Here is a 25,700-nt window from a genome sequence, read left to right as displayed (position 1 = left end):
TGGCGGAGAGCTGCGGAAACGTTGGGGCGCGGGAGAATGCGGCGATGCGCCGTCCCCGCTCGGTCTTCCGAGGGGACGGCGCATCGGCCGTCGAGACTCCCGGTCAGAAGCGACCGGTCGTGCTGAACAACGGCTGGCCGAACTCGACGTCCACGGCGATCTCGTCGGAGTAGATGCCGGGGCTCTGGCGGTCCTCCGTGCGGTGGAACTCCCGGACGGTGACCCGCTTGCCGAACAGCTCGTGAACCGCCACCTCGTGATCGCACCCGGTGCACACCATGCCGAGGCCGCCCATGTCCTCCACGCGCGGCGGGTCACCCAGGAACCGTGAACCCGGTGGGCACGTGCCACCTCCGGTGACGTACGGCGCGGTCGCCGTGAACCTGCCGGGAACCACCTTCGAGTCGTAGCCGGTCAGCCGCTCGATCTCCTTCTTCACGTGCCGCAGGTCGCTGAGGACGTCGGTCCGGTCCACGTCCTGCGTCCGCCGCTCCGTCTCGATCCGGATCAACACGTACTCCCGGTACAGGTTGGCGGCCAGCGCCCTGGGGAGCTGGAGGACGACGTCCTCCATCCGGTACTGCAGGTGGACGATCTGCTCCAGCGGGGCTTGTTCGGCGACTGCGCGCCGGTGCTCCCTAGCCGCGGCTCGGTACCGGCGGACCATCGTGCAGCGCCGGTCGCGCTCCTCCGCCTTCGCGCGGTCGGCTGCCTCCTGCATCAGCTCGATCAGCCGCGTGAAAGTCGGCAGCGGGATGCCGTGCTCGGCCGCCCGGCCCGCCGCGACGCACGCCAGCGGGTCGTCACTGCCGCAGTGGCAGATGCCGACCTTCCGTCCGGACGTCATCCCGGTGACCGTGAACAGGTCCGACGTGTCCACTGCCCAGTGGCCGGCGGAGTCGAGCGTGAGGTAGAGGCCGACCGCCGCCTCCAGGTGGTGCCCCTTGACCGCCTGGGCCGCTTCTTCTCGGGAGATGGAGATCGGCTCGCGTTCGAGTCGGTACCGGACCGTCGTGGTGCGGTTCCCGCTGTGGTAGTTCGCCTCGCCGCACTGGGTGAGGCGGGCGAAGCCGTTGTCACGTGCGTGGAGCAGGGCGTACCGCTCGGCGTAGGACACGTGGGCGTGTTCGGCGCGGCCGGTTACGGTGACGTCCACCAACGGGTAGCCCTCCACGGGCTTCACGGTGACGGTGGGCGGGGCGTCGAGTGGTTCGATCTTGGACACGGGACATTCCTCACGGTGGCGTGTTGCTGACATACGAAACGCTACGCCATGCCTTTGAACAGGTCAAATAGGGCCGCAGGCGGCTGCCCTCCTCTGTCGCGCAGGGACGCTATGCGAGTTCTCGTCACGTTCTCGGGTCGGCGGGAGCGGGCGGACGTGGAGAGCCGGCCAAGGAGCGGGACGGCCCCGGCGGTGCTGCTGCGGCGGCCGTAGCGGGAGGCATCGACCGGCCGGATCGGCTCCTCGTTTCCCGTTTCCCTACGCGCGCGCGAGCGTCACCGGCGCAACCGGGGAGACGGGGGAGGCCGACAACAACTTCGGCCCGCCGGACCGGTCAGGTCGGGCGGGCCGAAGTGGTGCAGCTCGAGCTACGCGTTGGCGCCCTTCGCTTCGGCGAGCGTGGCGGTCCTGATCGCCTCGTGCTCCTCGGCGGTGCGGTGCCCCCGGATCTCCAGGTGCGGGTACGTCAGGCCGGTGGGCATGTAGATGCTGATCACGCGGATGGTCTTCGGGTTGACCTTCTCCACCAGATCCCACTGGCCCCGGATCAACACGAAGTCGCCCGGCCTGATCTGCTTCGGGTCACCGCCCCACCAGCGCCCCTCCGTCACGGCCTTGGCCAGCTCGGCGCGGGCGTGCTCCATGCGCGGGATCAGGTACATCAGGTCCAACAGGAGCTGCTGCCGGCGACGACCGGTCGCGGGCTTGTTGTCCGGTTCCTGCGAGATGACCGTCTTGCCGTCCGTGCCCAGGAACCTGCGGCCCTTGCTGCCGTTCAGGCCGCGCTCGATCGCGCGCAGCTCCGCCTCGGCCTCGCGCAGCCACCGGGCCATCAACAGCGGGTTGTCCAGGTTGGCCAGCGTGCGGCGCGCTCCCTCGGCACGCTCTGCCACCAGCCTGGCCTCCTTCTCCAGGGCGACGGACTTGCGCATGTGGTTGTCCATGCGCTCGCGGTCGCGCAGGGCCTTCCGCGTGCTGTGGTGGTCCATGATGATCGGCTGCCCGCCCTCCCAACGCCTGCTGATGTCGTGCGCGATGCGCCAACGGCCTTCGGCGGCACCCGCGCGTCGTCCGGCCTTCGCGTCGAGGGCTTCGGCGCGCTCGGCCGCGCGGACCCTGCGGTCGGCGATGACGAGGGCCTGGTCGCGCGGCGTGCCGTCGATGTGGACCGCGACCTTGATCTCCTGGCCCTGCTCCTCCGCCACCTTCGCGATGATCTGCTCGGTGTGGTCGATGGTGGACAGCCGCGGTGCCTTGTCCCGACTGCCCGGCAGGAACAGCGTGCCCGCGGGGTAGCCGCTCTCCTCCGCGGTGCGCCACCACCGCCAGCCGTACCCGGCGTTCTTCAGCGCGTCGTACACGCCGTCGCCCTTGCGGGAGCCGATCAGCAACGTGCCTTCGAGGGCGCTGTGCTCGATGACGATGTCGTGGTCGACCAGCAGATCCTCCGCGTCGACGGGCTCGACGTTCACCAGCCCTTCCAGCTCGGCGAGCTCGGCGGGGTCCGGCTTCGGGTCGGCGCCCTCGGGCTCGGCGTCGTCCTCGCCGTCGTAGCCGGGCAGGCGGCCAGCGGCGTGCAGGCGGGCGGCGGCCTCCTGGTGCTCGTCGTTGAGGGGCACGCCGCGCTGGTTGACCCACTCGTCGGACGGCTTCACGTATCCGAGTTCGCCGCGCTCGTGCAGGGCCATCACCGTGCGCTCGCAGAACTCGGCGTCATCGAGCAACGGGGGCTCGTCGGCGGCGATCTCGCGGCCGATCCGGGCGGGCTGCTCGCACTGGGGCGCGGGGGTCGGGGGGATGTCGGCGATGCCGAGGGTGAAACCGGTCTCCGGCGATCCCTCCCCCAGCTCCAGCTCGAACAACGGGAACGCGTGGAGTGCGTCCGTGTCGGTCATGGCCGCGCGGCGTGCGGTGCGCTTGCCCATCGGTACCTCCCAAACGGTGTGTTGCTGACACTGGAAATGATACGGCAACGATTTGACCAGGTCAAACGGGGTGCCTGGCGTTGATCAGGCGGCCGGGAGCCAGTAGAACGCGCGGACGGCGGCCGAGGTGGACCCTTCGCAGTCGACGGCCACCCACCGGTCGAGCAGCAGGTGCGCGGCCCGTTCGGCGGCGCTCATGTCGCCGGCGCGGGTGTCGCACTTCGCGCACCACGTGGTGAGCAGCGCGCAGGGCCAGCAGGTCAGCGGCTCGCCGGTGACCTCGGCGTGCTCGGCGTGCTCGTACACCGACAGGTGCTCGATGAGGAGTTCGACGGCCTCGTTCGCGTCCGGGGGCACCGCGAGGCCGGCGCGGTCGCCGTCCCCGTGCGCGCACGCGGCCGACGCGCAGTCGACGCACCAGCCGTTCGCGGTGACCGGCCGCTGGTGGTTGCAGTGGGCGCAGGCGGCTCGGACCTTGACGACGGGGCGGGTGTGCTTGGACACGGGCGTCTCCGGTGATCTCGCTAGTGTTGCTGACGTCCGAAACGCTACGCCATGTGCTTGGCCAGGTCAAACAGGTGCGCAAAGGGCAACGCCCCGCGTCCAACGGGCGCGGGGCGTTGACCGGAGCGGGTTCAGGCGCGGGCGGTCCAGGTGTTCAGCACGAACCAGCCGCCGGTCTCGGTGGCGCACGTGGTCTGGAACGCCGCGCTGGTGAGGTCGTGGCTGCCCGGCTTGGCCAGGATCCACACGTCGAACGGCGGTTCGCCGGTGCGGGAGCAGCGGGCGACACGCAGGCGGACGGCGTCGCCGCGACCCCACCTGACCGCGCGCGGGTCCGTCCGCTCGCCCTGCGCCTGGACGTAGGCGGCGACCTCCTCGGCACTGTCGACGTGGACGATCCCCCGCTTCCGCAGCGCGTCCCACGACTCGGGCGTCACGTGCGGGATCACGACGTCGTCCGGCATGGCGCCCTCGCAGGTGACCTCGAAGCCCGCACCCACCCGGCTCTCCCAGAGGCTGCCCGCCCACTCGCGCGCGCCCATGCTGGCGACGAGGTGTCCCACCGGGCAGAGCACCATGATCCGGCCGGACTTCGCGGGGCGGGCGGAGATCCTGCCGCGATGTGTCCCGCGGCTGGGTCGGACGTCCGGGGCCTGGTCGACGTGCGTGGTCTGCATGACGATCTCCGTTCGCGTCGAGTGCGGGTCAGTTGGCGGTGGCGAGCCGGGCGCGGAGCTGGGCGGCGTACACGGAGCGGATCCGGGGGCGGAAGCAGTTCGCGCACAGGCGGCGCAGCGGGATCCGGTGCTTGTGGAGCGCGGCCAGGGTTCCCTCCTGTCCGCTCTCGGGCAGGGGCGCGACCGTCTCGGTGATCCGCAGCGCCCTGGATCCGAAGCGGCACAACACCTTGCCGCCGACCTCCCGCGCCCAGGCCATGTGCACCTGGCCGCCGTCCGTGACGGTTCCGAGCACCGTGGCGGAGCCCGCGGCTGGAGCCGGGTCGGCGGCCTCGCGCGCCTCCCGCTCGATCCGGGCAACCTCGGCCCGCGTGGACGGCCGGAAGCACTGGACGCACAGATGCGCGGCACGCACCTTGGCGTCGACCAGGCTGGCCAGCACAGCCCTGTCGCGCGGGTCGATCTCGGACAGCGTGACCACGTCGGTGATCAGCACGCCGGTCCAGTCGCACAGGATCTCGCCCATAGGCTCGATCACCGCGCGGGCGCGGTGCACGGTGGTGCAGTCGCCCACGGTGCCGATCAGGATGCCGCGTGGCCCGATCGCCTCGATCACCTCGGCCAGTCCGGTGATCTGCGGGTGCTTCTGGGTGGTGCCGGCCATGACTTCCTCCGTGCCGCTGACAAGTGTTGCTGACATACGAAATATTACGCCAACGATGTGACCTGGTCAAACAGGTGTTTGTGGATCTCGCGCGTGTGTCGCCCCGGCCGCAGGTACGCGGAAGCCCCCGTCGATGACGGGGGCTTCGATTGCGGAGGCGCCGCTCAGACGTCGGCCCTGGCGGTCTCCACGTCCTTGATGCGACCGATCACGTCGAACGTCCCGGCCTCGCGGTCGTAGGTGATCCAGTCGTACACCAGCCCGCAGCCCGGCCTGGCGCACCGCATCCGGTCGCCGATGTCCTCGCCGGGGTCGGACTGCTGCCTGCCGTGCTGGTCCACCGGCCAGAAGTCCCAATGCTGGTCGGTGTTCCCGCAGACGCACCGCGCGGCTTCCCTCGTGAGGGCGACCACCTTCGGCGGCAGGATGATGCCGACGATGCCGAACGTCTGGGCCTCGGCGTCGAAGGTGGCGGCGTCGAGCACCAGGCCGCACGTCTGGCGGTCGCACACGTACAGCTGCTTGGGCCACGCCTCCTTGTCGGGCTCGACCCGCTCGCCCTGGGGGTTGACGGGCCAGAAGCCTTCGCCCTGGGGGTCGTTGCGGCAGGCGCACTCGGGCCAGTCGATGCCCCAGCTGGTGATGGTCGTGGGAAGTCCTGGGATATCGGTGATGATCATGCCTGTTCTCCGATGGTTCGTCGTGCTGGAGGTGGTCGGGTCAGTTCGCCGCGCGCTCGCCCAGCTCGCGCGCCCGGTCCTGGCGCCGCTGTGCCTCGGACTCGCGGCGGGCGGCGAGGTTCGCGCGGTGCGCGCGGGAGAGGACGATGTTCGCGTGGGCCGGCCACCCGTGCAGCCAGGTCTGGGCCGGGTCGGTGCGGACGATGCTGACCATCCGGGTGATCCAGGACGGCGGCATCTCGGCGAGGTTGTAGATCCGGGCGGGGTCGATCTTGCTGCGGAGGATGAACATCTCGCTCCGGCCGGCCGCGGGCACGCCGAGCTTGGGGAACCACACCACGATGTAGTCCGGGTTGTGCTCGGGCGTGGCGTCGACCACGAACCCGCGCTGCGGCTCCAGCTCCCGGCCGCGCTGCCACGGTCGTGCGATTACGACGGTTCCGGTCTCCAGCGGCACGGGCTTGCGGTGCGTGACGCACTTGCACTGGTAGACGCCACACCGCTCGGGCTTCTGCCACGTGCGGGAGTGCTCGTGTCCGCAGGGGCAGAGGTCCGCGATCTCGCCGGTGGGCGTGACGCTGGCCTGCCGCACGTGGCGCAGGTGGTGCTGCTCGTGCGGGAAGTTGCGGTCGGCCAGGGTGAGGCGGCCGGTCACGTCGATGTCGAGGACGATCTTCTCGCCGTGGTCGCTGGTGACCGACCCGTGGTAGTCGACCACCGTTCCGCGCTTGATGTCCTTCGACATGACGTGACCTCCGCTCCGTGTTGCTGACAATAGATATATTACGCCGTATCTCTTGTCAGAACAACACGCCCTGATCTGCGGGTACCGCGACCTTTCGGGACACGCGGGCGGCCGGCGCGCCGAAGGTCTCCATGCGACGCCAGTAGCGCTCGAAGTCGCCGACCTGGTGCGGGACCGTCGCCTCGTCGCCGAGGTCCGGCTGGTACTTGTCGATCAGCAGCGGGCCGTCGAGCACCAGGAGCCGCGTGCGGATGCCGGGTGCGCCGGACTCGGCGAAGGCGTCGTCATCGAGGTCGTGCACGTAGCCGTGCTGCTCGACCAGGTCTCGGATCACCTGGTGTCGCCGGTCCTGGCGGAAGTGGAAGCCCGCCGGGACGATGGCCACCAGCCGGCCGCCGTGCGCGAGCATCCCCCACGCCAGGGCGACGTGGTCGATCCACAGGTCGGGCTGGCCGGTGGCGGAGAACGGCGGGTTCATCACGATCACGTCGAACTCCTCGCGCTCCTCGCCGAGGCCGAACCCGGCGGCGAAGTTCTCGAAGGAGTTGGTCACCAGACGCAGCCGCGGGTCGCCGTGGGCGCCCTCGGCGGTGCGGCGGGCGCGGTAGGTGTGCGGCTCCACCGCCGTGACGTGGATCGCCTCGCGGGTGGCGAGGAGGCGGTGGACGATCGCGCCGTCGCCGCAGGAGGGCTCCAGCACCCGCGTGCCGTCCTCCAGCTCGTCCTCGACGAAGTCGTACAGGATCCGGTCGACCAGGTCGGCAGGGGTGCGCACGAAGCCCTGGGTGACCTTCTCCTCGACGGTGCCCGGCAGCGCGGCGTCGTCCTCCACGATCGCGCGCACGACCTCGGCGGGGCTGCTGTCGAACACGTGAGCGCGGTGCTTGCGGCTCCACTTGCCGCCCAGCAGGTCCAACACGTAGTTGACGCGGCGGTAGAGGTCGGGGCTGAGCTGACGTTCGATGCGAAGGTGCGTGCCGTCGATGACGGCCTCGCGCAGAACCTGGCGGACTTCGGTCTCCGCGTAACGGGCCACGGTGTGCCTCCGGTGCGTGTGTTGCTGACACCGGAAATGCTACGCCAAGCTTCTGAGCAGGTCAAACAGGCCGGAAGAAGCAGAAAGCCCCGCCGTGGCGGGGCTTTCCGGACGTGCGTGGTCAGCGTCGACGGGAGGTCAACGTGGTCGGGTCCGTGAGATCGGCGATCATCTCGCGCAGCCCGCTCACGCGGCCGAGGGTGGCCGTCAGCGCCCGCAGCCGGCGGTACTTCTCCGGCGTGCTGTGCCCGTCCCAGCACGCGCGCAGGTCGTCGGACCGGACCCGCTCGACGTGCTCGAACAGGTACAGGTCCGCCTGGTCGATGTGCCAGCTCATCTGCCCTTCCGGCGTGTCGAAGTAGATCGTGTGCGGGCGGACGTCGTCCTGGGGGTCTTCGGCCATCACCGCGCCGAACAGGGCGGTCAGGATCAGCGGCAGGTGGGCGCGCTCGTGGTAGACCGCGCGCAGCGGGTCGGTCTCGGTGGTCACGGATCTTCCTTCCGGGTTGCGCCCCGTCCGGGAGGTCTCCGGACGGGGCGACGACTGGGGTGTTAGACGGCGACGCTCGCGTTGGCCTTGTTGATCTGTCCCGCGATCCACTGGGGGACGTTGACGCTGACCGCGTTGCCGCCCTGGTGGGTCTTCTCGCGCTCGGTGCCGAGGACGACGTAGTCGGAGGGGAACCGCTGCGCGGCCAGGTGCTCCTCGGCCTTCAGCATCCGGAACCGCACGTCGGCCAACCGGTCTGCCAGCTCGCGCGCCTGGTCGTCGGTCAGCTTCCGGGGCAGGTCTCTGGCCGACACCTTCGGCATCTCGCGCAGGTCCGAGACGCCGTGCTGGGCGCGGGTGGCGACCGTGGACAGCGGCGCCTCACCGGCGCGGTAGGCGGTCGAGCCGCGCCGGTACGGCACGACCAGGGCGTGGTTGCCGCCGCTGGCGGTGATGGTGCCCAGCGGGTGCGTCAGCGGCTTGGACATGTGGCGCGGGTCGGCGTGGCCGCCGTAGTGCTTGGTGTAGAACGCTCCCGGCGGCGTGGCCAGGCCGTCCGTCTCCCGCGTCGTGCGGGTCCGCATCGGCGCGTCCAGCACCGGGGCGGGCTCGTCGTTCCACGTGCCGCCGGCGGGGGTCATGAACGGCGGGATCGCCACGCCGTCGCCGCCGGTCTTCGTGCGGGCGTTGAGCGGGGCGGTCAGCGCGGGCCAGGCGCGCACGTAGTCCGAGCTGGGCCGCTCGTAGGTGTTGCCGCCGGCCGCGATGATGGTCGGGTCGCCGAACATCTCCATGCCGACCGCGATCCGGCGCAGGGTGTTCGGGCTCAGCCGGTCCTTGCGCTCCCCGATCGGCGTTCCCAGGTTGCCGAGGTCGAGCGCAGCCGCGGCCGGGAGGACGTAGGGCTCGACCACGCTGTGCCGGCACCTGGTGTTCGGGCAGCGGTAGACGTACTGCTTGCCGTAGGCGCCGATGGGGCGGCGGTCCGGCTTCTTCCAGGACTGGACCGCGCGCACCACCTCGTCGCACGTGCCGCAGTAGGCGTACGGCCGCGGCTGGAGGTCGGGCACCGGCATGTCCTTGCGGGTGAACGCCATGTAGAGCCGGTCACGCCACTGCGGCGCGGGCTGGTTGGTCTCGTCGCCGATGTGCGCCGAGGACACGGAGACGAACTGGACGCTGTAGCCGGGGCGGAGCTGGCACATGCCCTGCACCCACCAGTCGAACAGCTCCCACTCGGTGGCGACGTTGACGACGTTCTCCACCAGCACGTACTTGAAGCGGTGGACCTCGGTGGCCCGGATGACGTCGTGGAACGTCGCGCGGGTCCGGTCGAGCGCGGCCGGGGCGACGTAGCCCTCTTCGTTCAGGTCGGCCAGCAGGTCCATCTGGCCGCGCGACTTCTTCTTGCCGCCGGCGGGGCTGACCTCCGTGCAGATCGGGGAGGCCCACAGGTTGTCGGCGCGCGGGAGGTTGCGCATCGGGTAGTTGGACACGTCGGCGCACAGGTGCTCGGCGTCGGGGTGGTTGGCGGCGTGGGTCTCGATGGCGCGCTGCCAGTGGTTCGCGGCGAGTTTCAGTTGCCACCCGGCGTTGACCAGGCCGGTGCTGCTGCCGCCCGCGCCGCAGAAGATGTCGATGAAGCTGAACATGATGCCGCTCCAGTGCTTATGCGTTGCTGACCTTCAACACATTACGCACACGTTCGTATTTGGTCAACACCGGCGAGGTCGTCTGGAGAATGGCAGGACACCCCGCCATCGACGGGGTGTCCTGGGACGTCGCGCTCAGCCGAACAGCGGGATCTGACCGGCCTGGACCTCCTCGGCCGGCTTCGGTTCCGGGCGGGCCGGTGCCCAGGGCGCGGGCAGGGTGAGGTCGCCCGCCTCCTCTCGCCGGCGGTCGACCTCCTCGGCCGCGGCTACGCGTGCCGCGTGCCAGAGGACGGTCTCGTGCTCGCTGGGGCGCACGCAGCGGCGCCGACCCGGCTGTGCGCCGCAGTCCGGGCAGCGGACGCGGCCGGGCACGTCGCCCCTGCGGTGCGCCCGTCGCAGTGTGGGCACGGTCGGTGCCGAAGGGGGCGGCCGGCCAGGTCGACCAGGATCCCCCGGCTGACGAGTTCGGCGTACTCCTCGGCGGTGCGTGGCGGCGGCACCGGCTGGGCGCGCACGGCGCTGAGCGCGCTCACGCCTGCTCCGGCGCGGTGCGCACGACCTCGTAGGAGGTCAGCTCGGGGTCGACCAGGCCGATCCAGTAGTGGACGCTGAACCCGCCGCCACTGGTGGCCTTGACCCGTCCGCGTGCACGGATGACGCCCTGCGTGTAGCCCTTGCGCCGCAGGTAGGCCGCCTGGGTGGCTTCGTTGGACGACCGCGAGGTGTTGACCCACCGGCTGCCGCCGTTGGCCGCGATGTGCTTCTCGTCGTCCAGCACCCACGACCAGCCGTACCGGCCCTGGACCTCACGGGCGGAGACGAGTTCGCCGGCGAGGTTGAACAGCGCGGGGAAGTCCCACAGGCCCTGCGCGTCGGCGAGCTGCGCCGCCAGCTCGGCCTTCTCGGCGGTGCTGGTGGCGGCCCACTGACTGAGGAAGCCGTCCGTGTCGCACCGGTCGAAGCTTTCGCGCGCCGCGGCGTGGCGACCGCGGGCGGCCATGCGCAGGCCTTCGGCGAGTGCCGCCCACTCCTCGGGCGTGCGGTCGGCGCTCCAGAAGATCCGGTCCGGGGAGACCGGTTGGACCTCGGGCGTGCTGTCGGTGTGCATCGTCGCTCCCGGTGAACTGTGTTGCTGACACCGGAAACATTACGAGCACTGTCAAACGTGGGCGAGCGGTTGATCCGGACCGCTGGCCGGCGCGGGCAAGGCGACCGCTTCGTAGGTCGCCAGCAGCACCGTGCGCAGGGTGTTCATGCCCTCCTCCGTCAACCGGTCGTCGGAGGCAAACGCGGCCAGGGCCGTCACGATCGGCTCCTGGTCGCGGATGTGGGATGCCGGCACGAGGAAAACCTCAGGGCAGGCTCCCAACCACCCCAGCAGCGCGAGCAGGCTGTCGGCTGCCGGGCTGTGTCCGTGCTTCATGCGCGAGATCACCGGCGCGGGGACGTCGACCTCGGCGGCGACGGTCCCCCACGTGATCTGACGTGCTGCGCGTGCGGCGTCGAGCGATCTCCAGAACGCCTGGGCGTCGAAGCGGCGGCGAGCCACGGCGACCCCTCCCCTCGTGTGCGGCGCGGCACCTCGCCGCGCGCGTAGTCGGGCGCGACGATACGTGCGAAGCACGTCGATCGGGGACGATCACACCTGTGTTGCGGATCTCGCGCGTGTCTGCGTAAAGTATCACGTAGCAGCAACGGCAAGGGCTGGCCGCAGGACTCATGGGAAGAGGGGTCCGCCGCGAACGGCGGACCCCTCAGCCTCCGCGTGGAGCACGCGTCTCCCACGAGTGTGGGTTGTCAGCAACACATGTTCATCCCGGAGGGCGACGTCCAGTATGGCACTCAAACCGAAGATCGACAAAGGCATCCCCGAGTTGGTGAACATCGACGGGCTCGCCCGGCTCACCGGCGTTCCGCGCGACGAGCTCAACATGAGGTACCTCTCCGGCCTGATCCCCGGCGCCGACGTCGAAGGCCGCGGCGTGGTCTTCCGGCCCGCGATCGCGAAGGACGTGATGGCCAACCCGCGGCCGAGCCGTGCCGTGCGCGACGAGAAGATCCCGGACCTGGTCAGCAGCGAGGTCGCCGCAGGCCTGCGCGGCATCAGCCGGCAGCGCCTGGACGTGCTGTACCGGGAAGGTCGGATCCCCGCGCGGCTGGTGACCGACCGCCTGTTGCTGTTCCGCCGGTCGGTCGCCGAGGGCGGACAGGTCGGCGAGCGGACCGGCGAGCCGTGCGACGACAGCTCGTTCCCCGAGCTGGTCGACCGGACCGGCGCGGGCGAGATCCTGGGCGTCACCGTGAAGACCCTGGAGCGGCGCTACCACGCGGGCCAGCTCCCCGGCGCGACGTACGAGACGTCGAACCCGGACCGGCCGGGTCTGGTGTTCCGGCTCAGCGTGGTGCAGGAGGCGGTCGGCCGCGAGTTCGTGGCCCAGCCCGTTCGTGACCCGAAGATCCCCGACCTGCTGTCCTCCGGTGAGGCGGGGAAGATCCTCGGCGGGAACCGGGAGACCGCGCGCAACCGCTACCTGCACGGATACCTGGCCGGACGTCCGGTCGAGGGCACCGAGGGCAAGCCGCAACGGCTGGTGTTCCGGCCGGAGGTCGTCGCCGAGCACGCCGAGTGGTGGAAGACCAGGCCCGGCGGGTCGACGCGGCGCAGGGCGTAGCTCGAGCTACGCGAAAGCGGCCCGCACCGGATGTCCGGTGCGGGCCGCTTCGTGTCGTCAGCTTTCGCCGGGTCGTCCCACGCGGACGGTGAGCCACAGGCGCCGCTCGTGCTCGGGGCCGGGGTGGATGACCGGCTCCAGCTTCGTCATGAACTGCGGCGTGTCGTCGGGGACCAGGTGGAGCCCGACCCAGTTGGTGTGCTTGGGCCGCGACAGCGCGTCGCACGCCCGCTTGAAGCTCGGGTACAGGTTGTCGGCGTCGGCCTTGACGTTGTTGCCGGGCGCGAAGTGGATCTGCACGGTGAGGTGGTCGCACGTCGGGATGCGCAGCGACCGGGCACGGAGCATCACCGCCGTGGCGATCTCCTGCGCGAGCTTGTGCTCCTTCGACCAGTGCAGCCGCCAGTTGGCGTTCAGTGGCGCGGGTTGGGGCGGGCGGCTGCGGTTGACGGGCTTCCCGGCGCGGCGCTTGCGCTGCGGCGGGAGGAACATCGGCACGTCGATCTCGTAGACCTGCCCCTCGGCGACGTTCGGTTCGGCGGTCATGCCGCGACCACCGCCCGCTTGCGGTAGACGGCCGGCTCGCGGTGTGGGACTGGGCACGCGCCGTCGATCGGGCGGCCCGGCCCGGCGAAGTGCGGCTCGGGCCGCCCGCCCGGAGTCCTGTCGACCATCACCGGGATGGCCTCGGCCAGCACGTACCGCGGCTGCGGCGGGCGCGCGAGGTGGAGCACGACGGCGAGCAGTTGCGCCAGGCCCAGCGCCAGTGCCTGCTCGTCGTCCGGCCTGCGCGTGGGTGCGGTGAGGCCGCGGCCGCGCTCGGTCAGCCGCTCGGCGAACTCCTCCAGCCGCCGCTCCGCGCGGACCCTCGCGCGGTGGCGGTCGACGGTGCGGGGCGACACGTCGAGCAGGTCGGAGATCTCCTGCACGGTCATCCGTCCTGCGCACAGCCGGCTCAGCGCGGCGCGCAGGTCGACCGGCCGCAGGTGGGCGGGGTCCAGCTCGCCGCTGCACGCCAGCTCGACGGCGATCTCGTCGGGCTCGGTGTCGCGCGGCAGCACGCGGTGGAGGTTCAGGTCGGCGGGGTCGTTGTCGATGTCGTCCCAGTACAGCGCCGACCGGAAGCCGTGCTTGTCGGCGAACGCGCGGGCCTGCGGGTTGTCGTGGGGCTCCATGCAGATCTTCGTGAACTCCTGGGCCACGCGCGTGTGGGTGGCGATGGAGACCTGCGCGTAGCGGCAGAACAGCAGCTCGGTGATCCGGTTGACCCGGTAGCCGAAGTGCGACGCGAGTTCCTGCTTGGTCCAGCCGATGGCCATCTGCGCCTGGAGACGGCGGGCGGTGCCGAGCGCGGACACGAGGTCGGCCGGATGGCGGGTCGGGGTGGTGCGGCGAGGGCGCCGGAGGGTGGCGGTTCCGGTGAGGTGAGGGGGTTGCCTGGTCGGGTTGGTTGCCACGAGGGTTCCGGGTGCAGCCGGGTTGGTCATGGCTCCTCCTCTCGGTTCAGCGGGCGGATACTGCCGACATGCGGGCGGCGTAGGCCTCGGCGGCGCGGCGGCACGCCTTGCGGTTGCCGTGGAAGCTCACCGGCGGACCGCCGGGCCAGATGATGTTGCGGTCGAACCGGAGCGGCCGATGGTGCGACTCGACGTGGCCGCCGCACTCCGGGCAGACGTCGGGGTGCTCGTAGCGGGCGGCGCGGGCGATCTCCTGCGCCGCGAGGTGGGCTGCTTCGGCGGCTCGGCACGGATGTGGTTCGCCGCAGTGGGCGCAGACCGGGTAGTGAGGGCTCGGGTAGACCCACCACGCGGTGCGGCTGGGCCACCAGCGCAGCCAGGCGACGCCCGGCGCCGCTGCGGCGGGGTCGGCGGCGTGCAGGACCGCGATGCGCGGAGCCGCGGCCGGTCCCCACTCGGCGATCATCGCCCGGTCGAGGTCGTCCCAGCGTTCTTCAGGCAGCCGGCGGATCTCGACCACGTGCCAAGCGCGGTGGTCGTAGGCCAACAGGGTGCCCACGGCCGGGTCTTCGCGGGTGCGGTTGGCCCCTGACGGTCTCCAGCAGGCGAGCAGGGCGGCGGTGATCATCTTTCCCCCTGTTCCGTGTTCGATGAGCAGCGGTTTTGTGTGATGCGCGGTTGCGGTTCTCGCGCGCGCGCCCGCGCACGCGCGCGTGTCTGGGTACCTTGCCGACCTGGGCCGGGCAGTGATCGACTACGCAGTCCGGGGATCTTTCGTTGGCAAGCGGACCCGGACCGCAGGGAGCGCAGCGACCGAGGACCGGAAGCCGCGCGGCAGCGTGGCGGTTCAGGTAGTTCTTCACTTCAGGTAGTTACTGGTTCAGGTAGTTGATCTCCCTCTGAAGGGGTGACCGGACGTCCCTTGGTCGGGGTGTCCGGACCTCCCTTCAGAGGGGTCTCCGGACCTCCCTTCGAAGGGGTGACCGTGCCGAGCTGCGGGTTGCGCCACCGTGCCGGTGCTCCACTGGAAGGGATCTCCGGCGTGAGCTGCGGTTTCTGGCGCTGCGGTCGACGCCGGCGGGAGCTGGGGGCTTTGCCCGCGGCCTTGCGTGCGGCGTACCAGTCCGTCAGGGAGGCGACACCGGTGTAGCCCTCGGGCGGCGCCTCGTGGACGGTGTAGAGCAGCCGCTTGAACATCCGGTTCGGGCCGTAGCGGTCGGTCTCGACCTCGACCGCGCCGAGCTGGACCAGCGGCTTGACGTACTTGCCCACGTCGGTGGGCTTCGCCAGGCCGAGCAGGGCGGCCAGGGAGGCTTGCGACGGCCAGGCCATCTCGTCGCCGCGTTCGCGGTTGCAGTGCATCCTCAGGATCCCGTAGAGGGTCTTGGACTGGGTCGGGATCTCGGCGAGGAAGACGAAGTGGCCGATGGTGGCGTGCGGGAACGAGCGGCCCGGGCGAACCCTTGCGGGGACGTCGGGACCGTTGGGGTCGTACACGGAGTGCTCCACGGAGGTGTGCGCCACGGGGCCGTGCAGGGCTCCGGGCATGGTGGGAACGCCGACGCATCGGAGTGAATCCATGCGAACGGCGGGCGGCGATGACGGGGTGCGACGCTAGGGTTCTTCCCGTCGGAGTCCTCGCGGAGAGGTGCGGATGTCGCCAGTGACGGGTCGTGGTCGCCGTCAGGGCGCGGCTGAAGGTCTGGCCGCACGGAGGCCGGCCGACGCGGAACTACGAAGGTGTCCGTACGGTTGCGGACCCGCTGAGCAGGTGATTTCCAACCGTTCACGGGTACGATTCATGACGCCCCCCGGCAAGTGGGAATCAGGTGGGGGTTCCGGGCCTCTCGGCCCAGGCTCCGGGTGTCACCGTGCAGGGTGACCCCGGAGCCCTGAAACCATCTCCTGGTTGCTGGTGCCGGGTCACGCTGTGTCGTATGCCCGGTGCCTTGGAACTTACGTGCGCTTTCAAATGGTTTCAAATCACGCTCAGGTAACGGTCACGTATCGCAACCGTCTCCGACTGAGCCTGCAAACGTGAATTTCTTTGCCCGCCGGCGGTAACGCTCCGCCGTTACCCTTGCCTGACAACGTCGTTTGCGTACCTACCGAGACGTAGGTTCGCGTGTCCCGCCGAGCGTCTGGCCTGCTGGGGAAGGGTGACCTAACCCGCAATGATGCGGCTAAGTCACCCGATCGGACCAGCCCGATTGCGCACGATCTGTTATCACGTTCCGTTGAGAGACGGTTACTCAACATTCCCGCAAACTTGCAAATTTGCAACGTGTAACGCTCAGGCCCGTAACGACGATAAACGGAGTTTCTTAACCCCTGTAAAGGGGCGGTCAACCATGATCGTGTAGCTCCAGCGCAACCACACCACGTAGCGACACGAACCGGTCGAGCTGATCGAAGTAGGCCTCGTACCAGTCCCGCTCGAACGGCGAGACGTCGGCCTGGAGCATCCGGCGGCGGGCTCGCCGCCACTCCCCCGCGATCACCCAGCCGGACCGCCGGGCGATGATCCACTGTGCCTGTTCGCGGGCCGAGCCGTCGCGCACCGCGTCGACCACGTCGGGCCGCGCCGGCTCCCACTCCGGGTCGACGTCGCCGAACCACCCGGCCGGCGGGCCGTCGTGCGCCGCCGGTCGGGTGATGGCCCTGCCGCGTCGCGCGGCGAGGAGTGCGGCGGTCATGCCGGGACGTCCGCCTTCTCGCCGCGCGCCTCGGCGATCAGCCGCGGGATCAGGGCCGCGCCGCGGTCGTCCATCGCGAAGAGGTTGATCAGCTCGTTGAGCAGCTTCTCCAGGTCGTCCTTCGTGAGGTCGGCCGAGCTGCCGATCGGGCGGCCGATCAGGGCGGTGGCGAGTGCGAGCTGGTCGCCGGCCACGGTGATGTTCAGCTTCACGTATCCGGCGGCCACGCGGGCGAGGAGGATCTTCATCTCCTCCTGCGGCGACGGAACGGCCGGACGGGCGGCCTGCTCGACGGGCGGTGCCGCGAACTGCCGCCGACCGCCGGTCTCGACGGCGCCCTGCCGGCGGGCGCGGTGCTGCTCGACCCGCCGCTCCTCGGCCACCTCCTCCTCCGGGCGCTCGTCCTCGGTCAGGTCGCCGGCGGTCAGCTCCTTGATGTCGCGGACGTGGGAGTCCTGCGGCTCGTAGCCCAGGACGCGGAACACCAGGTCTTCCAGGCTGAAGTCCTCGTACGGCTTCGGGTCGTCGTATCCGGGGCGCACGGCGTGCTGCACGGAGCGGCACTTGGTGACCAGCGGCGGGGTCCGCGGCTCGTTGGACAGCCGCACCACGACCATCGCGTCCCGCAGCAGCGAACCCTCGGCCTTGACCTTGTAGATGGGCGGCGCGCCCTCCACCGGCCGGTTGTTCTTGAACTCCGCGCCCCATTCGGACTGGGCGGTGACGACGACGATTCCGGGGAACGTCAGCAGCTCCGTCATCAGCTTCCGGTGCCGACGCTTCGCCGCCGTCCAGTGGGTGTGCGAGGTGGTGATATCGGCGTCGGGGTCTTTCTGGAGCTTCAGCCGCGCGGTGTCGCTGTTGCGGGATCGGGCGTCGGCCCAATTGCTCAGCATCTCCCATTCGGCGGTGGCCGTCTCGAACGCCAGGACCACCGGCGGCTCGCCGGCGGCCAGCGCCAGGCGGGCGATCTCCTTGACGTCGCGGACGGCGGCGAGGATGTCGTGCCAGTCGCCGGTGTGGTCCACGATCTCGAACTTCGCGCCGGGGACCGCCCCGTACTGGTCGTGCGTGCCCTCCGCGCCCAGCTCCAGCCAGTACACGCGGCCGACCTTGCTGCTGGCGGAGAACTCCGCGATGCACCAGGACTTCCCGGAGCCGTGCAGGCCCTCCACCACGATCAGCGGGTGCGGCACCTTCTTCGTCGGCGGGCGCATCCGGCGTGCCGCGATGGCGTCGATCTGCGCGGCGAGCTGCGCGACGCGTGCCGCGTTCTCGTCCACCGCCGCGCCGTCCGCCTCGGCGGGTGGGCGCGTTTCCGTTGCAGCGGTCATCACCGTTTCCTTTCACTACACGCATTGCATCGGGAGAATTCCCGTCGATCCCGCACGATGACGACGTTAACTGTGGTGCGTAACGTGTCGTGATTGGGCAATAAAAGACTATGCGGAATAGGTGACAGATGTCAATATCGCAATTAGCGGCCAGAAATGCGAAAAGCCCCGAGCAGGGGAAGGGCTCGGGGCTTTTCGAATCCGGCGTCAGGCCGGCGTCTGTGTGCTCGGCTCAGGCCGGGGAATCGGCTCGTCGCTGGCGTCGATCACCTCGGGTCCGCACGGGCAGTCGACGGTCAGCGGGTGTTCGCCGTCGACCAGGCCGGGCCAGCTGTGGCGGTGCAGCACCAGTCCGCGCTGCCCGCGGGTCTTCAGCCACCAGCGGTGGATCAGGCGGTCCCGGCCTTCGCCGTCCGTGGTGTGCAGGGCCTCGGGCGAGGCCGGTTCGCCGTTGTGCAGGCACGGCGCGGGCTTGGTGTGCACCGTGCACATCGGCATGGGCAGGCCTTCGACGCGCGAGACCACGCACTTCGCCACGGGGGCCACCTCCTTGCGGGTCCGGCTCGCGTGGCGCGGGCCGCCGGTTGGGGTCGGGTCGGTGCCGAGGGGAAGCCACGCCGGCACCGACCCGAGGATCAGTCGCGCATCAGCTCCAGCGGACCGCGCTCGGCCTCGACGGACTCGTACGTCCGCGGCTCCGGGTACGGGCCGGGGTGCCGATGACGCTGGCCGCCTTTCGGCAGCCGTTCGCGGATCAGGCTGTTGGGCAACTCGTCGTACTGGCGCCCTTCCGTGTCTCGCCAGCGCCGCATCCGGCGCGCGGTGCCCGTCATCGCTCCTCCGCGAACAGCGACGGCTCCACCGGTCCGGAGCCCTGCCGGTCCTCGGCCTCGGCCAGCAGCGCGGCCGCCGTCTCGTGGTCGATCGCCTCGACCCATTCCGAGCACAGGGCCATCAGCTCGACCAGCTTGCGGCGCAGGAGGCCGGGGTCGGGTTCGGCGAACGCCGCCTGCACGCGGGCCTCGACCAGCGCCCGCCAGGTCAGCTCTCCCCTGGCGTCGAGGTTGTCGGCCACCGCGGCGGTGAACGCGTGCAGCTCGTCGTCGTTGAGGTCGGCGGTGCCGTGCGGCAGGTCGCGCCGGACGCCGCCGACACCCGCACGGACCTTCGCGACGTCGGCGAACACCCGCTGGGTGCTGATCGTGATCAGGACTGCCATCGTCACCGCCCCCGTCGCCGCAGGAACTTCGCCACGTCCAGTGGCTGCGGGCGCAACGTCCCCAGCGTGAACAGCGGGTGCTTGGGCTGGTGCAGTCCGGTCAGCCCGAGGTGGACGAGGTCGACATGGAGGTCGGCCAGCATCTCCACCACCTGCCGCGCACGCCCGTCGATGCGGCCGTGGTTGCCCCAGGCGCAGACCACGATGTCGGCGTGGACCAGGTCGCAGAGGTGGTCGTCGTTGTCCGGGCCGACCGGGTCCAAGTGGACCTTCAGCGCTTCGGGCTTGGTGGCGCACAAGGCGAAGAGGTTGCGCACGGTGAAGCGCTCGTAGCCCCATGCCGCCGTGAAGCCGGTGCAGCGGCGGATGGTGGGGTCGTCGGCGGTGCTGGTGGCGGTCGACGGGTTGAGCATGAGCCACCCGACGATCGGGCCGTCGCCCCACGCGCGGTCGAGCGTGTAGCGGTAGGTGTCGCAGACCTGGCAGGCCGCACGGTCGTGGCCGGCCCGGTCCGCCTTGGCGCAGGAGCTGAACACGGCGTTGCCGGACGGCTGCGGGTCGCGCGGTGCTTCCGGTCGGGTGCTCATGGCTGGAGCATTACTCGGCACCACGTCACCCGGCGGGGCGCCGCTGGGCATGGCTCTACGATCGGTGCTGCGGGTCATGGGTTCCCCTCGTGATCCGGGGTGGGCCATCTGTGCTGTCCAGGCTGGGGTGGCCCACCCGCTTGTCGTGGTCGGTCAGGTCTTCGGCTCGATGCTCCTGAGCCATCGGTGGTAGCGGCGCGCGTTGTCGCCTACCGGTGTGGTCTTCCCGGTCTCCCACCGGCGGATCGTCGCCTCGTCAACGCCGACGTCGGCCGCGGCCTGCTTGCGCGGGATCCTCTGCGCGTCACGCCATCGTCGTGCTGTTCCCTCCTCCAGCCATCGGGTCAGCTCGGTTCGGTAGTCCATGCGGCGACGGTACCCGGACGCCTAGGCGTCTGCCTAGGCATCTGCCTAGAATGGCGGAGGGCTTGGGATGCTCGACGCCCGGCCTCCCGGACGAAGGGACACCCCGATGACCGACGTGTTCGCCCTTCTCGACCAGCCGTTGCCGACCGGCAGCGTCGAACTGCTCATGGTCGACGGCCCGCTCGAAGGTCTGATCTTCGAGGTGCCGCTGCACGCTGGCGACGACGCGCTCCCCCGGCCGGCCGCGCCCGTCGACGTCCAGGCCGCCATCGACGGCACCGTGGAGTGGCACCGCTACATGCCGGTGGTCAGCCCGATGGACGACGGACCGCTGTGGATGCTGACGTATCAGGCGAGCTGGTGATCGCGTGCGCCGCCTGTTCTCGCTACTGCGCAGGAAGCCTCCGAAGCCGGCCCGTCAGCCGCGGCGCGACACGCTGATCCTGCCCCTGCTCGACGGCCCCCTGAGGGGAAGGCGCGTCGAGTTCCCGCTTGCGGCCTCGGGTGAACTGCCGCTGTGGATGAACGCGCCGTTCTTCGACCTCGCGGTGGTGGTCGACGGCGTCATGGTCGAAGCGCGCTACCGCGTCGACCAGCATGACCTGGGCGACGGCCGGCAGTGGTGCGGCCGGTTCGTGGACGAGCAGTGACCACCGATCGTCGCGGCCCGACCCTGGCGTGGTCTAACACCGGCGGCGCCCTCCCCCAGCTCATCCGCTACGACAACCGCCGAGTGCGCTGGTACGAGTGGGAAATCGCGCCCCTGGTGTCGCACGTCGACCTGACGTGCGAGGTGCGGAAGTGCCGCTACGACGGCCAGCCGTGGATGACGTTCGGTGTGGTCGACCCGCTGCCCGGTGAGACGTACCCGTGGCCGGAGGAGCGCCGACTTCCTTCGGGGCGGGTCTACCTGCGCGACCGCGACCAACCAGCCTGGGCGGTCATCCGCCTGGTCGCCTACCGCTGCCCGGCCTGCAAAGACCTGCGCGTCTACGACCAAGGCCAGGACGGCAAACGCTTCGACCTGGTCGACATGACGCCCAGCCTGTTCGACGTCGACCGGGAGTTCGGCGATCCAGTCGAGCACGACGCGCTGCTGTCGCGGCCGAGCGAACGCACCGACCGCTGATCCCGAGCACCCCTCATAACTTTGACCTCACAGCGCTAAGCGCTGTAGGGTTATGGTCATGAGCACGAAGACCACCGCCAAGAGCGCCGAGCCCTACGCACCCGGCAGCATCTACACCACCGAGGTCGTCTACGAGCTGGCCAACGGCGAGATCGCCGGCGACTGGCGCGGCCTGATCGTCTGGCGCAGCGCGCCGGATCCCTCCATCCCCGTGCCGAAGCGGGTTCGCACCGGCGAGACGCCCTGGCGACTGCTGGTGACCTGGGCCACGGACGAGTTCCACGTGCACAGCAAGCCGCGCACCTCGACGGGCCGACCCTTCGAGATCATCCAGTGGTCGCACGGATGGGAGCCCGCAGACCCGAACGACTGCTTCCACGGGCGGCTGGGTGGCCACGTCGGCTCCTACAAGCCCGCAGACCCTGGCGCGAACTCCGTGGAGATCATGGCTGCGGCGCACGAGAAGCAGCTTCACGAGCAGCAGCAGTGGCGCGCGAACAACCCGAGCCGCACCTTGATGTGGCCTGCGGCGATGGTGTGCGACTACCTCGGCATCAAGGGCTCGACCTGGCGGGCCTACGTCGCCAATGGCGACGCGCCCGCGCCGGACGAGGTCCGCGGTGGACGCAACTACTGGTACCCGCGCACCATTCGCACCTGGGACGACAACCGCCCCGGTTCCGGTGCACGCACCGACCTGGCGCAGCCGAGCGCCGAGTGACCGCGCGCCGGCCGCAGTAGCCTGCGGCCGGCGAACTTCCCCGCGTACGGGGGTGGAGCAGCCCGCAATCGGCGGGCGCTCATGAACGCCGAACGGAGAAACACCTTGTCCCCCAACGACACGGCCGACCTCGCCGACCTGGACGACGGCGAGCTGCGCGCACGGATCGCCCCTCTCGGCCTGGTCCGCCTGCTCGACAGCGAGGACGACGAGATCGCGGCACTGCGCGACGCCATCCACCTGCGGGAGCCGCTGCTGAAGTCCACGTACGACAAGGCGACCGACCGCCCCGGCAGCTCGTTCGCCACGATCCACCGCTTCGCCTACCTGGAGCTGGTGGACGAGTGGCTGCGCCCCGCGGCCTACGAGCGCTGGCCCGGCTCGGTCGCGGACAACTACCTGGTGGAGAACACCGGCGCCTGGCTCAACCTGGCCGGGTGGGGCGTGTTCGAACTCGAACCGCTCCCCTACCGGTACCGGGATGCGGCCAGGGACTCGTGGTCGGCCGCCGCGGTGCGCGCCGTCGCGCGCCTCTACAACGAAGGTGACTACCAGACCCGGACCGACCTCGGCGTGGCGGTCGCCGACGCGAGCGACGGGCAGTGGTCGATCACCGTGTACAACCCCACCCGCCAGCGCACCCTCGCCGGCCCGGAGTCGTTCGTCTGGGTCGCCGACGAGACCCCGAACGACCGGCACCTGACCAACGTCCTGCCCGAGGACTGGGTGGTCGACGGCGAGTCGTGGGTGGAGTTGGGCCGGCTGGTGATGGTGGTCCGGCGCGACCCGTCCGTGCTCACCGACGCCTGACCCTGCGACCCCGGCGGGAACGTGTGCCGTTCGCCGGCGCACGTTCCCGCCGTTGTGTCAGCTCTCGGCGCGTGAACGCTCCTCGGCGAACGGCACCGGGGCGACGGCGTCGAGGAACGCGTCGAGTTCGCCCAGGTCTCCGCCCACCGCGGCGTACTGGCGGCGGATGTGGTCGACCAGCTGGTGCGAGCCCTCCGGGTAGCCGGTCACCGGGCGGGTCAGGATGTTGCGGCGGCTGGCGGCACTCTTCTTGTAGCCCTTGCCGATCGGGCGGGCGAGATCAGGCAGTGACGCGCCCCGCTCCCACGCCAGGTAGAACGCCAGGTCCGCGCCGCGGCTCATTGCGGCGGAGGCGTTGCGGAAACCGCCGAACAGCCGCACCAAGGCGTGCGCGCCCAGGTCTTCGGCGAGGCGGGGAAGGGCGAGGGCCTGGGCGAGGATGGCTCGGCGGCCCGGCAGGTCGAGCGGTTCCAGCGACTCGAAGTCGTCCATGCCAGAGCAGGGTAGTAACGTTTCCACCGCGCCGCCTTGGTCCAATCCCCGACCGGTGGCCGCGTGCAGCGGCGATCCGAGCGGTCCGCAACCCCAAAAACCGGCTCGGACGATCTTTCCCCGGAGAAGCCGGGCACGGCCCGGAGCGGGCAGTCTTCAGTTCACTCTGAAGCAATAGTGCTTGTCTAGACGTTGCGGTCGGGCCGTCTACCTGGCCTAACGGCCGCGACCCCGGAGCCTTCCGAGGGGATGGAAGGTGGCTCCAGGGTCGCGGTTTCTACCCACCTGGGAATCAGGCGGCCTGTGGGGGGTTTACTTGGTCAACGAGCCGCCGAACGAACCAGTTTCGTTACTCCACCCGAATAGAGCAGTGGTGACTTCGGTGAACGTCCCGGCCTTGTACCGTTCGTAGCGGCTCGATGCCTCGACGTTGTGGTGGGGCGCGTCGGGGTCCGGGTCTTCGAAGTCGTCCGGCACGATCTCGGGGTGCTCGGGGTTGAAGTCCTCGATCCGCACGCGGTAGGCGACCGCGGAGAGGGTGGAGCTGGAGCGCAGCACCAGCGCTTCCCCCTTCCAGAGCAGCACCCACAGCACGTAGGCGGGTTCGTCACCGCGCGCCGGGACGTTGTAGCGGCGAAACCCCTTGATCCTGAGCCGCGTGTACAGCGCCTTCAAGGCCTCGCGCTCCCGGTGTGCGCGGGCGGCCGTCTCCTCGGCCGTCTCCTGCTCGCCGGTGTCCACGGTCATCACGCCTGCCCGCGGCCGACGAGGGCGCCGAAGCGGCGCATCTCGGCGAGGGCTTCACGGTGGATCTCCTCGGCCTCGCCCTGGAGGTCTCCGGTGGCGGGCAGGTCGGCGTCCAGGAGCAGGCACCGAAGGGCGCGGCGCAGGCGCCCGACGCGGAGCATCGGCATGACGAGGGGACAGCCGTCCTCGGGCCAGTGGCCCGACTTCGGCAGCAGGGCGATCCGCCCGGAGACGGTGCGGGTGGCCACCAGGTCGTCGTGGGCGACGACCAGCTCCTTCGCCGCGGTCTTGGCCTTGTTCACCCGATCCGGTGAACGGGCGGGGTCGATCGCCGGGATGAGCTGCGTCTCTACGGCATCATGGCTTGTCCGACGCCGGCGGGGGAACGGCAGGCTGACCACTGCGCACCTCGCTTCGTTTGGGAAGGCAGCGGCTCCGACGCCGGTGGGCCGACACCGTGGGGTGTCGGTGGGAAAGCAGCCGGAGCCGCCGCCTGGCTGGTGTGGCACCCGTCACCGCGGGGCCTCTCGGCAATTATGTCGCCATAATTTCCGATCAACCACCCCAAACCGCTACTTCTTTCGTGTGGTCGACTCGCGGCTAGGTTGAGGGGAGATCACTTAGGGTGTACTTGCTTCCCCCCTCTCCGTACAGGAAGGGCACAGCCATGCCCGTACGCAAGACCGCGCGAGCCGCCCGCCTCGGCGCTCACCTGCGACGACTCCGGGTCGATGCCAACCTCTCGCAGGCCGCCCTCATCGCCCGAATGGCCGAGATCGCACAGGCGGCTGGCGGTGACCTGGGCACCCTCGGCCAAGGCCACTGGAGCCACGTCGAGGGCGGGACCGGCCGCGTGGAGGAACACCACCTGGCCTTCGCGCTGTCGGCGCTGAACGCCAACGAGCACACCAGATCCACACTGCACGAGCTGTGGAGCCGGGCCTACGACAAGGGCAAGTGGCGCGAGTACAGCGACATAGTGTCCGAGCCGGTCGAGATGCTGGGGGAACTCTGCGAGCTGGCCGGGTCGGTGCGAACCTACGACACCCTGTTCATACCCGGCCTGCTCCAGACTCCCGACTACACCAGGGCGGTGGCCGAGCGGTCGCGGGCCTTCGTGGTGCCGAACAACGTCGACCGCATCGCCGACCTGCGCGCCGAGTGGCAGAAGCAGCTGGTCTCCCCCGGCTTCCAGGGCCTGCGCGCGGTGATGACCGAAGGCGCCCTCCGGACCCAGGTCCGCAAGCCCGGCGACGACGCGGCCGGCGAGCCCGACGTCCTCATGCGCGAGCAGTACCAGTACCTGCTCGACGTCGGCCGCGACCAGGACCGGCCACCGGTGACCATCCAGGTCATGCCGTTCACGGTGACCCCGCCCGGCCTGGATACCTTCATGATCTTCGAGTTCCCGGACGACGACGACCCCGACATGGTGTTCGTGGACGGCGACACGTCGCACCGGATCTACGAAGAAGGCTCACCCACCGACAAAGGGCAGGCCCGGAGGTACCGCTACACCTTCGACGTGGCCCTGGCGGAGGCGCTGACCCCGGCGCAGAGCCTGAGCTTCATCGACAGACTGTTGAAGGAGACCAAGACCCCATGACGAACGCTTCCCGCCCCCGCGCCACCACGCCGCAGGACCGCCTGGTCCTCGCCGAGCTACCGCACCGGAAGTCCTCCTACTCCGGAAGCTCCAGCGGCTGTGTGTCGATCGCCTTCGCCGAGGCCGAGTCAGGCCCGGTGGTCGGCATCCAGGACTCCAAGTTGACGCCGGCCGCGCGCCGTGCGGCGCAGCTCGCCGTGCCCGCTCGCAGTTGGGCGGCGTTCCGCCGCGCGGCCGCGGCCGACGCCCTCGCCGACTGATCG

The 25,700-nt window shown here is 70.3% G+C and carries 35 protein-coding genes; 8 read left to right on the top strand and 27 right to left on the bottom strand.

What is annotated here, in order from left to right; genetic code table 11:
• Nucleotides 1-103: 103 nt before the first annotated feature.
• From ACRAKH_RS35265 to ACRAKH_RS35205, 13 genes are all read right to left on the bottom strand, one after another.
• On the bottom strand, nucleotides 104-1,225 hold the full coding sequence (locus ACRAKH_RS35265; protein ID WP_380719118.1) for a hypothetical protein: 1,122 nt from the start codon (nucleotides 1,223-1,225) through the stop codon (nucleotides 104-106).
• A gap of 368 nt (nucleotides 1,226-1,593) precedes the next feature.
• Nucleotides 1,594-3,150, bottom strand: coding sequence for a DUF3560 domain-containing protein (locus ACRAKH_RS35260; RefSeq protein ID WP_380719116.1), 1,557 nt, complete (start codon nucleotides 3,148-3,150; stop codon nucleotides 1,594-1,596).
• An 84-nt stretch (nucleotides 3,151-3,234) separates the two neighbouring features.
• Nucleotides 3,235-3,654, bottom strand: coding sequence for a hypothetical protein (locus ACRAKH_RS35255; protein WP_380719114.1), 420 nt, complete (start codon nucleotides 3,652-3,654; stop codon nucleotides 3,235-3,237).
• 131 nt (nucleotides 3,655-3,785) lie between these two features.
• A complete protein-coding gene (locus ACRAKH_RS35250) occupies nucleotides 3,786-4,331 on the bottom strand; it encodes a hypothetical protein (RefSeq protein WP_380719112.1) in 546 nt (181 codons plus the stop codon).
• A gap of 28 nt (nucleotides 4,332-4,359) precedes the next feature.
• Nucleotides 4,360-4,995 (bottom strand): hypothetical protein, encoded by a 636-nt coding sequence (locus tag ACRAKH_RS35245; RefSeq protein WP_380719110.1) that lies wholly within the window; start codon nucleotides 4,993-4,995, stop codon nucleotides 4,360-4,362.
• Between the two features lie 164 nt (nucleotides 4,996-5,159).
• Nucleotides 5,160-5,675: a hypothetical protein gene (locus ACRAKH_RS35240; protein ID WP_380719108.1), complete on the bottom strand. Its 516-nt coding sequence runs from the start codon at nucleotides 5,673-5,675 to the stop codon at nucleotides 5,160-5,162.
• A 40-nt stretch (nucleotides 5,676-5,715) separates the two neighbouring features.
• A complete protein-coding gene (locus ACRAKH_RS35235) occupies nucleotides 5,716-6,420 on the bottom strand; it encodes a DUF6409 family protein (RefSeq protein WP_380719106.1) in 705 nt (234 codons plus the stop codon).
• A gap of 55 nt (nucleotides 6,421-6,475) precedes the next feature.
• Nucleotides 6,476-7,456, bottom strand: a complete 981-nt coding sequence (locus ACRAKH_RS35230) for a methyltransferase (RefSeq protein ID WP_380719104.1) — start codon at nucleotides 7,454-7,456, stop codon at nucleotides 6,476-6,478.
• A 121-nt stretch (nucleotides 7,457-7,577) separates the two neighbouring features.
• Nucleotides 7,578-7,946, bottom strand: a complete 369-nt coding sequence (locus ACRAKH_RS35225; protein ID WP_380719102.1) for a hypothetical protein — start codon at nucleotides 7,944-7,946, stop codon at nucleotides 7,578-7,580.
• Between the two features lie 62 nt (nucleotides 7,947-8,008).
• Nucleotides 8,009-9,598 (bottom strand): DNA cytosine methyltransferase, encoded by a 1,590-nt coding sequence (locus tag ACRAKH_RS35220; protein ID WP_380719100.1) that lies wholly within the window; start codon nucleotides 9,596-9,598, stop codon nucleotides 8,009-8,011.
• A gap of 135 nt (nucleotides 9,599-9,733) precedes the next feature.
• Complete coding sequence (locus ACRAKH_RS35215; RefSeq protein ID WP_380719098.1) at nucleotides 9,734-10,009, bottom strand: zinc finger domain-containing protein; 276 nt, start codon at nucleotides 10,007-10,009, stop codon at nucleotides 9,734-9,736.
• A 121-nt stretch (nucleotides 10,010-10,130) separates the two neighbouring features.
• Nucleotides 10,131-10,709 (bottom strand): hypothetical protein, encoded by a 579-nt coding sequence (locus ACRAKH_RS35210; protein ID WP_380719096.1) that lies wholly within the window; start codon nucleotides 10,707-10,709, stop codon nucleotides 10,131-10,133.
• A gap of 51 nt (nucleotides 10,710-10,760) precedes the next feature.
• Complete coding sequence (locus ACRAKH_RS35205; protein ID WP_380719095.1) at nucleotides 10,761-11,150, bottom strand: hypothetical protein; 390 nt, start codon at nucleotides 11,148-11,150, stop codon at nucleotides 10,761-10,763.
• Between the two features lie 286 nt (nucleotides 11,151-11,436).
• Here ACRAKH_RS35205 and ACRAKH_RS35200 point away from each other — a divergent pair, with 286 nt between their 5' ends.
• Nucleotides 11,437-12,273, top strand: coding sequence for a hypothetical protein (locus ACRAKH_RS35200; protein WP_380719093.1), 837 nt, complete (start codon nucleotides 11,437-11,439; stop codon nucleotides 12,271-12,273).
• Nucleotides 12,274-12,330: 57 nt separating this feature from the next.
• On the opposite strand, the gene ACRAKH_RS35195 is transcribed toward ACRAKH_RS35200, so the two are convergent.
• The 11 genes from ACRAKH_RS35195 to ACRAKH_RS35145 form a co-directional block, all read right to left on the bottom strand.
• Nucleotides 12,331-12,819, bottom strand: coding sequence for a hypothetical protein (locus ACRAKH_RS35195; RefSeq protein WP_380719091.1), 489 nt, complete (start codon nucleotides 12,817-12,819; stop codon nucleotides 12,331-12,333).
• The gene (locus tag ACRAKH_RS35190; RefSeq protein WP_380719090.1) at nucleotides 12,816-13,760 is read right to left on the bottom strand and encodes a helix-turn-helix domain-containing protein; all 945 of its coding nucleotides are present in this window, start codon (nucleotides 13,758-13,760) and stop codon (nucleotides 12,816-12,818) included. The genes ACRAKH_RS35195 and ACRAKH_RS35190 overlap by 4 nt, the downstream gene beginning before the upstream one ends.
• Before the next feature lie 16 nt (nucleotides 13,761-13,776).
• Entirely contained in the window at nucleotides 13,777-14,358 is a 582-nt protein-coding gene (locus ACRAKH_RS35185; protein ID WP_380719088.1) for a hypothetical protein, read from the bottom strand.
• Nucleotides 14,359-14,594: 236 nt separating this feature from the next.
• Entirely contained in the window at nucleotides 14,595-15,278 is a 684-nt protein-coding gene (locus ACRAKH_RS35180) for a hypothetical protein (protein WP_380719086.1), read from the bottom strand.
• A gap of 797 nt (nucleotides 15,279-16,075) precedes the next feature.
• Nucleotides 16,076-16,426 carry a hypothetical protein gene (locus ACRAKH_RS35175; protein ID WP_380719084.1) on the bottom strand — a complete coding sequence of 117 codons (351 nt, stop codon included), beginning with the start codon at nucleotides 16,424-16,426 and terminating at the stop codon, nucleotides 16,076-16,078.
• Nucleotides 16,423-17,760 carry a hypothetical protein gene (locus ACRAKH_RS35170; protein ID WP_380719082.1) on the bottom strand — a complete coding sequence of 446 codons (1,338 nt, stop codon included), beginning with the start codon at nucleotides 17,758-17,760 and terminating at the stop codon, nucleotides 16,423-16,425. Before ACRAKH_RS35170 ends, ACRAKH_RS35175 begins: the two co-directional genes overlap by 4 nt.
• A 207-nt stretch (nucleotides 17,761-17,967) precedes the next feature.
• Nucleotides 17,968-18,297, bottom strand: coding sequence for a hypothetical protein (locus ACRAKH_RS35165; RefSeq protein WP_380719080.1), 330 nt, complete (start codon nucleotides 18,295-18,297; stop codon nucleotides 17,968-17,970).
• Nucleotides 18,298-18,395: 98 nt separating this feature from the next.
• On the bottom strand, nucleotides 18,396-18,593 hold the full coding sequence (locus ACRAKH_RS35160; RefSeq protein WP_380719078.1) for a hypothetical protein: 198 nt from the start codon (nucleotides 18,591-18,593) through the stop codon (nucleotides 18,396-18,398).
• Complete coding sequence (locus tag ACRAKH_RS35155; RefSeq protein ID WP_380719076.1) at nucleotides 18,590-18,979, bottom strand: hypothetical protein; 390 nt, start codon at nucleotides 18,977-18,979, stop codon at nucleotides 18,590-18,592. Before ACRAKH_RS35155 ends, ACRAKH_RS35160 begins: the two co-directional genes overlap by 4 nt.
• Nucleotides 18,980-18,981: 2 nt before the next feature.
• Entirely contained in the window at nucleotides 18,982-19,566 is a 585-nt protein-coding gene (locus tag ACRAKH_RS35150) for a DUF1643 domain-containing protein (protein WP_380719073.1), read from the bottom strand.
• A 153-nt stretch (nucleotides 19,567-19,719) separates the two neighbouring features.
• Entirely contained in the window at nucleotides 19,720-19,932 is a 213-nt protein-coding gene (locus tag ACRAKH_RS35145; RefSeq protein ID WP_380719071.1) for a helix-turn-helix domain-containing protein, read from the bottom strand.
• A gap of 106 nt (nucleotides 19,933-20,038) precedes the next feature.
• On the opposite strand from ACRAKH_RS35145, the gene ACRAKH_RS35140 reads away from it, so the two are divergent.
• The 5 genes from ACRAKH_RS35140 to ACRAKH_RS35120 all read left to right on the top strand — a co-directional run bounded on the left by ACRAKH_RS35140 (nucleotide 20,039) and on the right by ACRAKH_RS35120 (nucleotide 22,592).
• A complete protein-coding gene (locus ACRAKH_RS35140) occupies nucleotides 20,039-20,296 on the top strand; it encodes a hypothetical protein (RefSeq protein WP_380719069.1) in 258 nt (85 codons plus the stop codon).
• Between the two features lie 4 nt (nucleotides 20,297-20,300).
• A complete protein-coding gene (locus tag ACRAKH_RS35135; protein ID WP_380719067.1) occupies nucleotides 20,301-20,582 on the top strand; it encodes a hypothetical protein in 282 nt (93 codons plus the stop codon).
• On the top strand, nucleotides 20,579-21,061 hold the full coding sequence (locus tag ACRAKH_RS35130; RefSeq protein WP_380719065.1) for a hypothetical protein: 483 nt from the start codon (nucleotides 20,579-20,581) through the stop codon (nucleotides 21,059-21,061). The genes ACRAKH_RS35135 and ACRAKH_RS35130 overlap by 4 nt, the downstream gene beginning before the upstream one ends.
• A 58-nt stretch (nucleotides 21,062-21,119) precedes the next feature.
• Nucleotides 21,120-21,782: a helix-turn-helix transcriptional regulator gene (locus ACRAKH_RS35125; RefSeq protein WP_380719063.1), complete on the top strand. Its 663-nt coding sequence runs from the start codon at nucleotides 21,120-21,122 to the stop codon at nucleotides 21,780-21,782.
• Nucleotides 21,783-21,887: 105 nt separating this feature from the next.
• Nucleotides 21,888-22,592, top strand: a complete 705-nt coding sequence (locus ACRAKH_RS35120) for a hypothetical protein (RefSeq protein ID WP_380719061.1) — start codon at nucleotides 21,888-21,890, stop codon at nucleotides 22,590-22,592.
• 57 nt (nucleotides 22,593-22,649) lie between these two features.
• On the opposite strand, the gene ACRAKH_RS35115 is transcribed toward ACRAKH_RS35120, so the two are convergent.
• The 3 genes from ACRAKH_RS35115 to ACRAKH_RS35105 form a co-directional block, all read right to left on the bottom strand.
• Nucleotides 22,650-23,084, bottom strand: coding sequence for a hypothetical protein (locus tag ACRAKH_RS35115; protein WP_380719059.1), 435 nt, complete (start codon nucleotides 23,082-23,084; stop codon nucleotides 22,650-22,652).
• 312 nt (nucleotides 23,085-23,396) lie between these two features.
• Nucleotides 23,397-23,831, bottom strand: a complete 435-nt coding sequence (locus ACRAKH_RS35110; RefSeq protein ID WP_380719057.1) for a hypothetical protein — start codon at nucleotides 23,829-23,831, stop codon at nucleotides 23,397-23,399.
• Nucleotides 23,831-24,133, bottom strand: coding sequence for a hypothetical protein (locus ACRAKH_RS35105; RefSeq protein ID WP_380719055.1), 303 nt, complete (start codon nucleotides 24,131-24,133; stop codon nucleotides 23,831-23,833). The genes ACRAKH_RS35110 and ACRAKH_RS35105 overlap by 1 nt, the downstream gene beginning before the upstream one ends.
• A gap of 464 nt (nucleotides 24,134-24,597) precedes the next feature.
• Between ACRAKH_RS35105 and ACRAKH_RS35100 the strand changes: the two genes are divergently transcribed.
• Both ACRAKH_RS35100 and ACRAKH_RS35095 read left to right on the top strand, forming a co-directional pair.
• Nucleotides 24,598-25,437 (top strand): DUF5753 domain-containing protein, encoded by an 840-nt coding sequence (locus ACRAKH_RS35100; RefSeq protein ID WP_380719053.1) that lies wholly within the window; start codon nucleotides 24,598-24,600, stop codon nucleotides 25,435-25,437.
• The gene (locus ACRAKH_RS35095; protein WP_380719051.1) at nucleotides 25,434-25,697 is read left to right on the top strand and encodes a DUF397 domain-containing protein; all 264 of its coding nucleotides are present in this window, start codon (nucleotides 25,434-25,436) and stop codon (nucleotides 25,695-25,697) included. The genes ACRAKH_RS35100 and ACRAKH_RS35095 overlap by 4 nt, the downstream gene beginning before the upstream one ends.
• The last annotated feature ends 3 nt before the right edge of the window (nucleotides 25,698-25,700 follow it).

The sequence above is a fragment of the Saccharothrix hoggarensis genome (assembly GCF_052936025.1).
The sequence above is the reverse complement of the archived record's forward strand: the minus strand, read 5'-3'. Positions and strand labels throughout refer to the sequence as shown.

What these genes read in the sequence shown, in the direction of transcription:
- ACRAKH_RS35125 (WP_380719063.1), top strand. Translation starts at nt 21,120, where the DNA reads ATGAGCACGAAGACCACCGCCAAGAGCGCCGAGCCCTACGCACCCGGC.
- ACRAKH_RS35100 (WP_380719053.1), top strand. Translation starts at nt 24,598, where the DNA reads ATGGCCGAGATCGCACAGGCGGCTGGCGGTGACCTGGGCACCCTCGGC.
- ACRAKH_RS35175 (WP_380719084.1), bottom strand. Translation starts at nt 16,426, where the DNA reads ATGACCGCCGCACTCCTCGCCGCGCGACGCGGCAGGGCCATCACCCGA.
- ACRAKH_RS35190 (WP_380719090.1), bottom strand. Translation starts at nt 13,760, where the DNA reads ATGACCAACCCGGCTGCACCCGGAACCCTCGTGGCAACCAACCCGACC.
- ACRAKH_RS35200 (WP_380719093.1), top strand. Translation starts at nt 11,437, where the DNA reads ATGGCACTCAAACCGAAGATCGACAAAGGCATCCCCGAGTTGGTGAAC.
- ACRAKH_RS35115 (WP_380719059.1), bottom strand. Translation starts at nt 23,084, where the DNA reads ATGGACGACTTCGAGTCGCTGGAACCGCTCGACCTGCCGGGCCGCCGA.
- ACRAKH_RS35145 (WP_380719071.1), bottom strand. Translation starts at nt 19,932, where the DNA reads ATGGACTACCGAACCGAGCTGACCCGATGGCTGGAGGAGGGAACAGCA.
- ACRAKH_RS35250 (WP_380719112.1), bottom strand. Translation starts at nt 4,331, where the DNA reads ATGCAGACCACGCACGTCGACCAGGCCCCGGACGTCCGACCCAGCCGC.
- ACRAKH_RS35220 (WP_380719100.1), bottom strand. Translation starts at nt 9,598, where the DNA reads ATGTTCAGCTTCATCGACATCTTCTGCGGCGCGGGCGGCAGCAGCACC.
- ACRAKH_RS35110 (WP_380719057.1), bottom strand. Translation starts at nt 23,831, where the DNA reads ATGACCGTGGACACCGGCGAGCAGGAGACGGCCGAGGAGACGGCCGCC.
- ACRAKH_RS35210 (WP_380719096.1), bottom strand. Translation starts at nt 10,709, where the DNA reads ATGCACACCGACAGCACGCCCGAGGTCCAACCGGTCTCCCCGGACCGG.
- ACRAKH_RS35245 (WP_380719110.1), bottom strand. Translation starts at nt 4,995, where the DNA reads ATGGCCGGCACCACCCAGAAGCACCCGCAGATCACCGGACTGGCCGAG.
- ACRAKH_RS35150 (WP_380719073.1), bottom strand. Translation starts at nt 19,566, where the DNA reads ATGAGCACCCGACCGGAAGCACCGCGCGACCCGCAGCCGTCCGGCAAC.
- ACRAKH_RS35185 (WP_380719088.1), bottom strand. Translation starts at nt 14,358, where the DNA reads ATGATCACCGCCGCCCTGCTCGCCTGCTGGAGACCGTCAGGGGCCAAC.
- ACRAKH_RS35235 (WP_380719106.1), bottom strand. Translation starts at nt 6,420, where the DNA reads ATGTCGAAGGACATCAAGCGCGGAACGGTGGTCGACTACCACGGGTCG.
- ACRAKH_RS35260 (WP_380719116.1), bottom strand. Translation starts at nt 3,150, where the DNA reads ATGGGCAAGCGCACCGCACGCCGCGCGGCCATGACCGACACGGACGCA.
- ACRAKH_RS35240 (WP_380719108.1), bottom strand. Translation starts at nt 5,675, where the DNA reads ATGATCATCACCGATATCCCAGGACTTCCCACGACCATCACCAGCTGG.
- ACRAKH_RS35170 (WP_380719082.1), bottom strand. Translation starts at nt 17,760, where the DNA reads ATGACCGCTGCAACGGAAACGCGCCCACCCGCCGAGGCGGACGGCGCG.
- ACRAKH_RS35180 (WP_380719086.1), bottom strand. Translation starts at nt 15,278, where the DNA reads ATGCCCGGAGCCCTGCACGGCCCCGTGGCGCACACCTCCGTGGAGCAC.
- ACRAKH_RS35195 (WP_380719091.1), bottom strand. Translation starts at nt 12,819, where the DNA reads ATGACCGCCGAACCGAACGTCGCCGAGGGGCAGGTCTACGAGATCGAC.
- ACRAKH_RS35095 (WP_380719051.1), top strand. Translation starts at nt 25,434, where the DNA reads ATGACGAACGCTTCCCGCCCCCGCGCCACCACGCCGCAGGACCGCCTG.
- ACRAKH_RS35160 (WP_380719078.1), bottom strand. Translation starts at nt 18,593, where the DNA reads ATGACGGGCACCGCGCGCCGGATGCGGCGCTGGCGAGACACGGAAGGG.
- ACRAKH_RS35155 (WP_380719076.1), bottom strand. Translation starts at nt 18,979, where the DNA reads ATGGCAGTCCTGATCACGATCAGCACCCAGCGGGTGTTCGCCGACGTC.
- ACRAKH_RS35140 (WP_380719069.1), top strand. Translation starts at nt 20,039, where the DNA reads ATGACCGACGTGTTCGCCCTTCTCGACCAGCCGTTGCCGACCGGCAGC.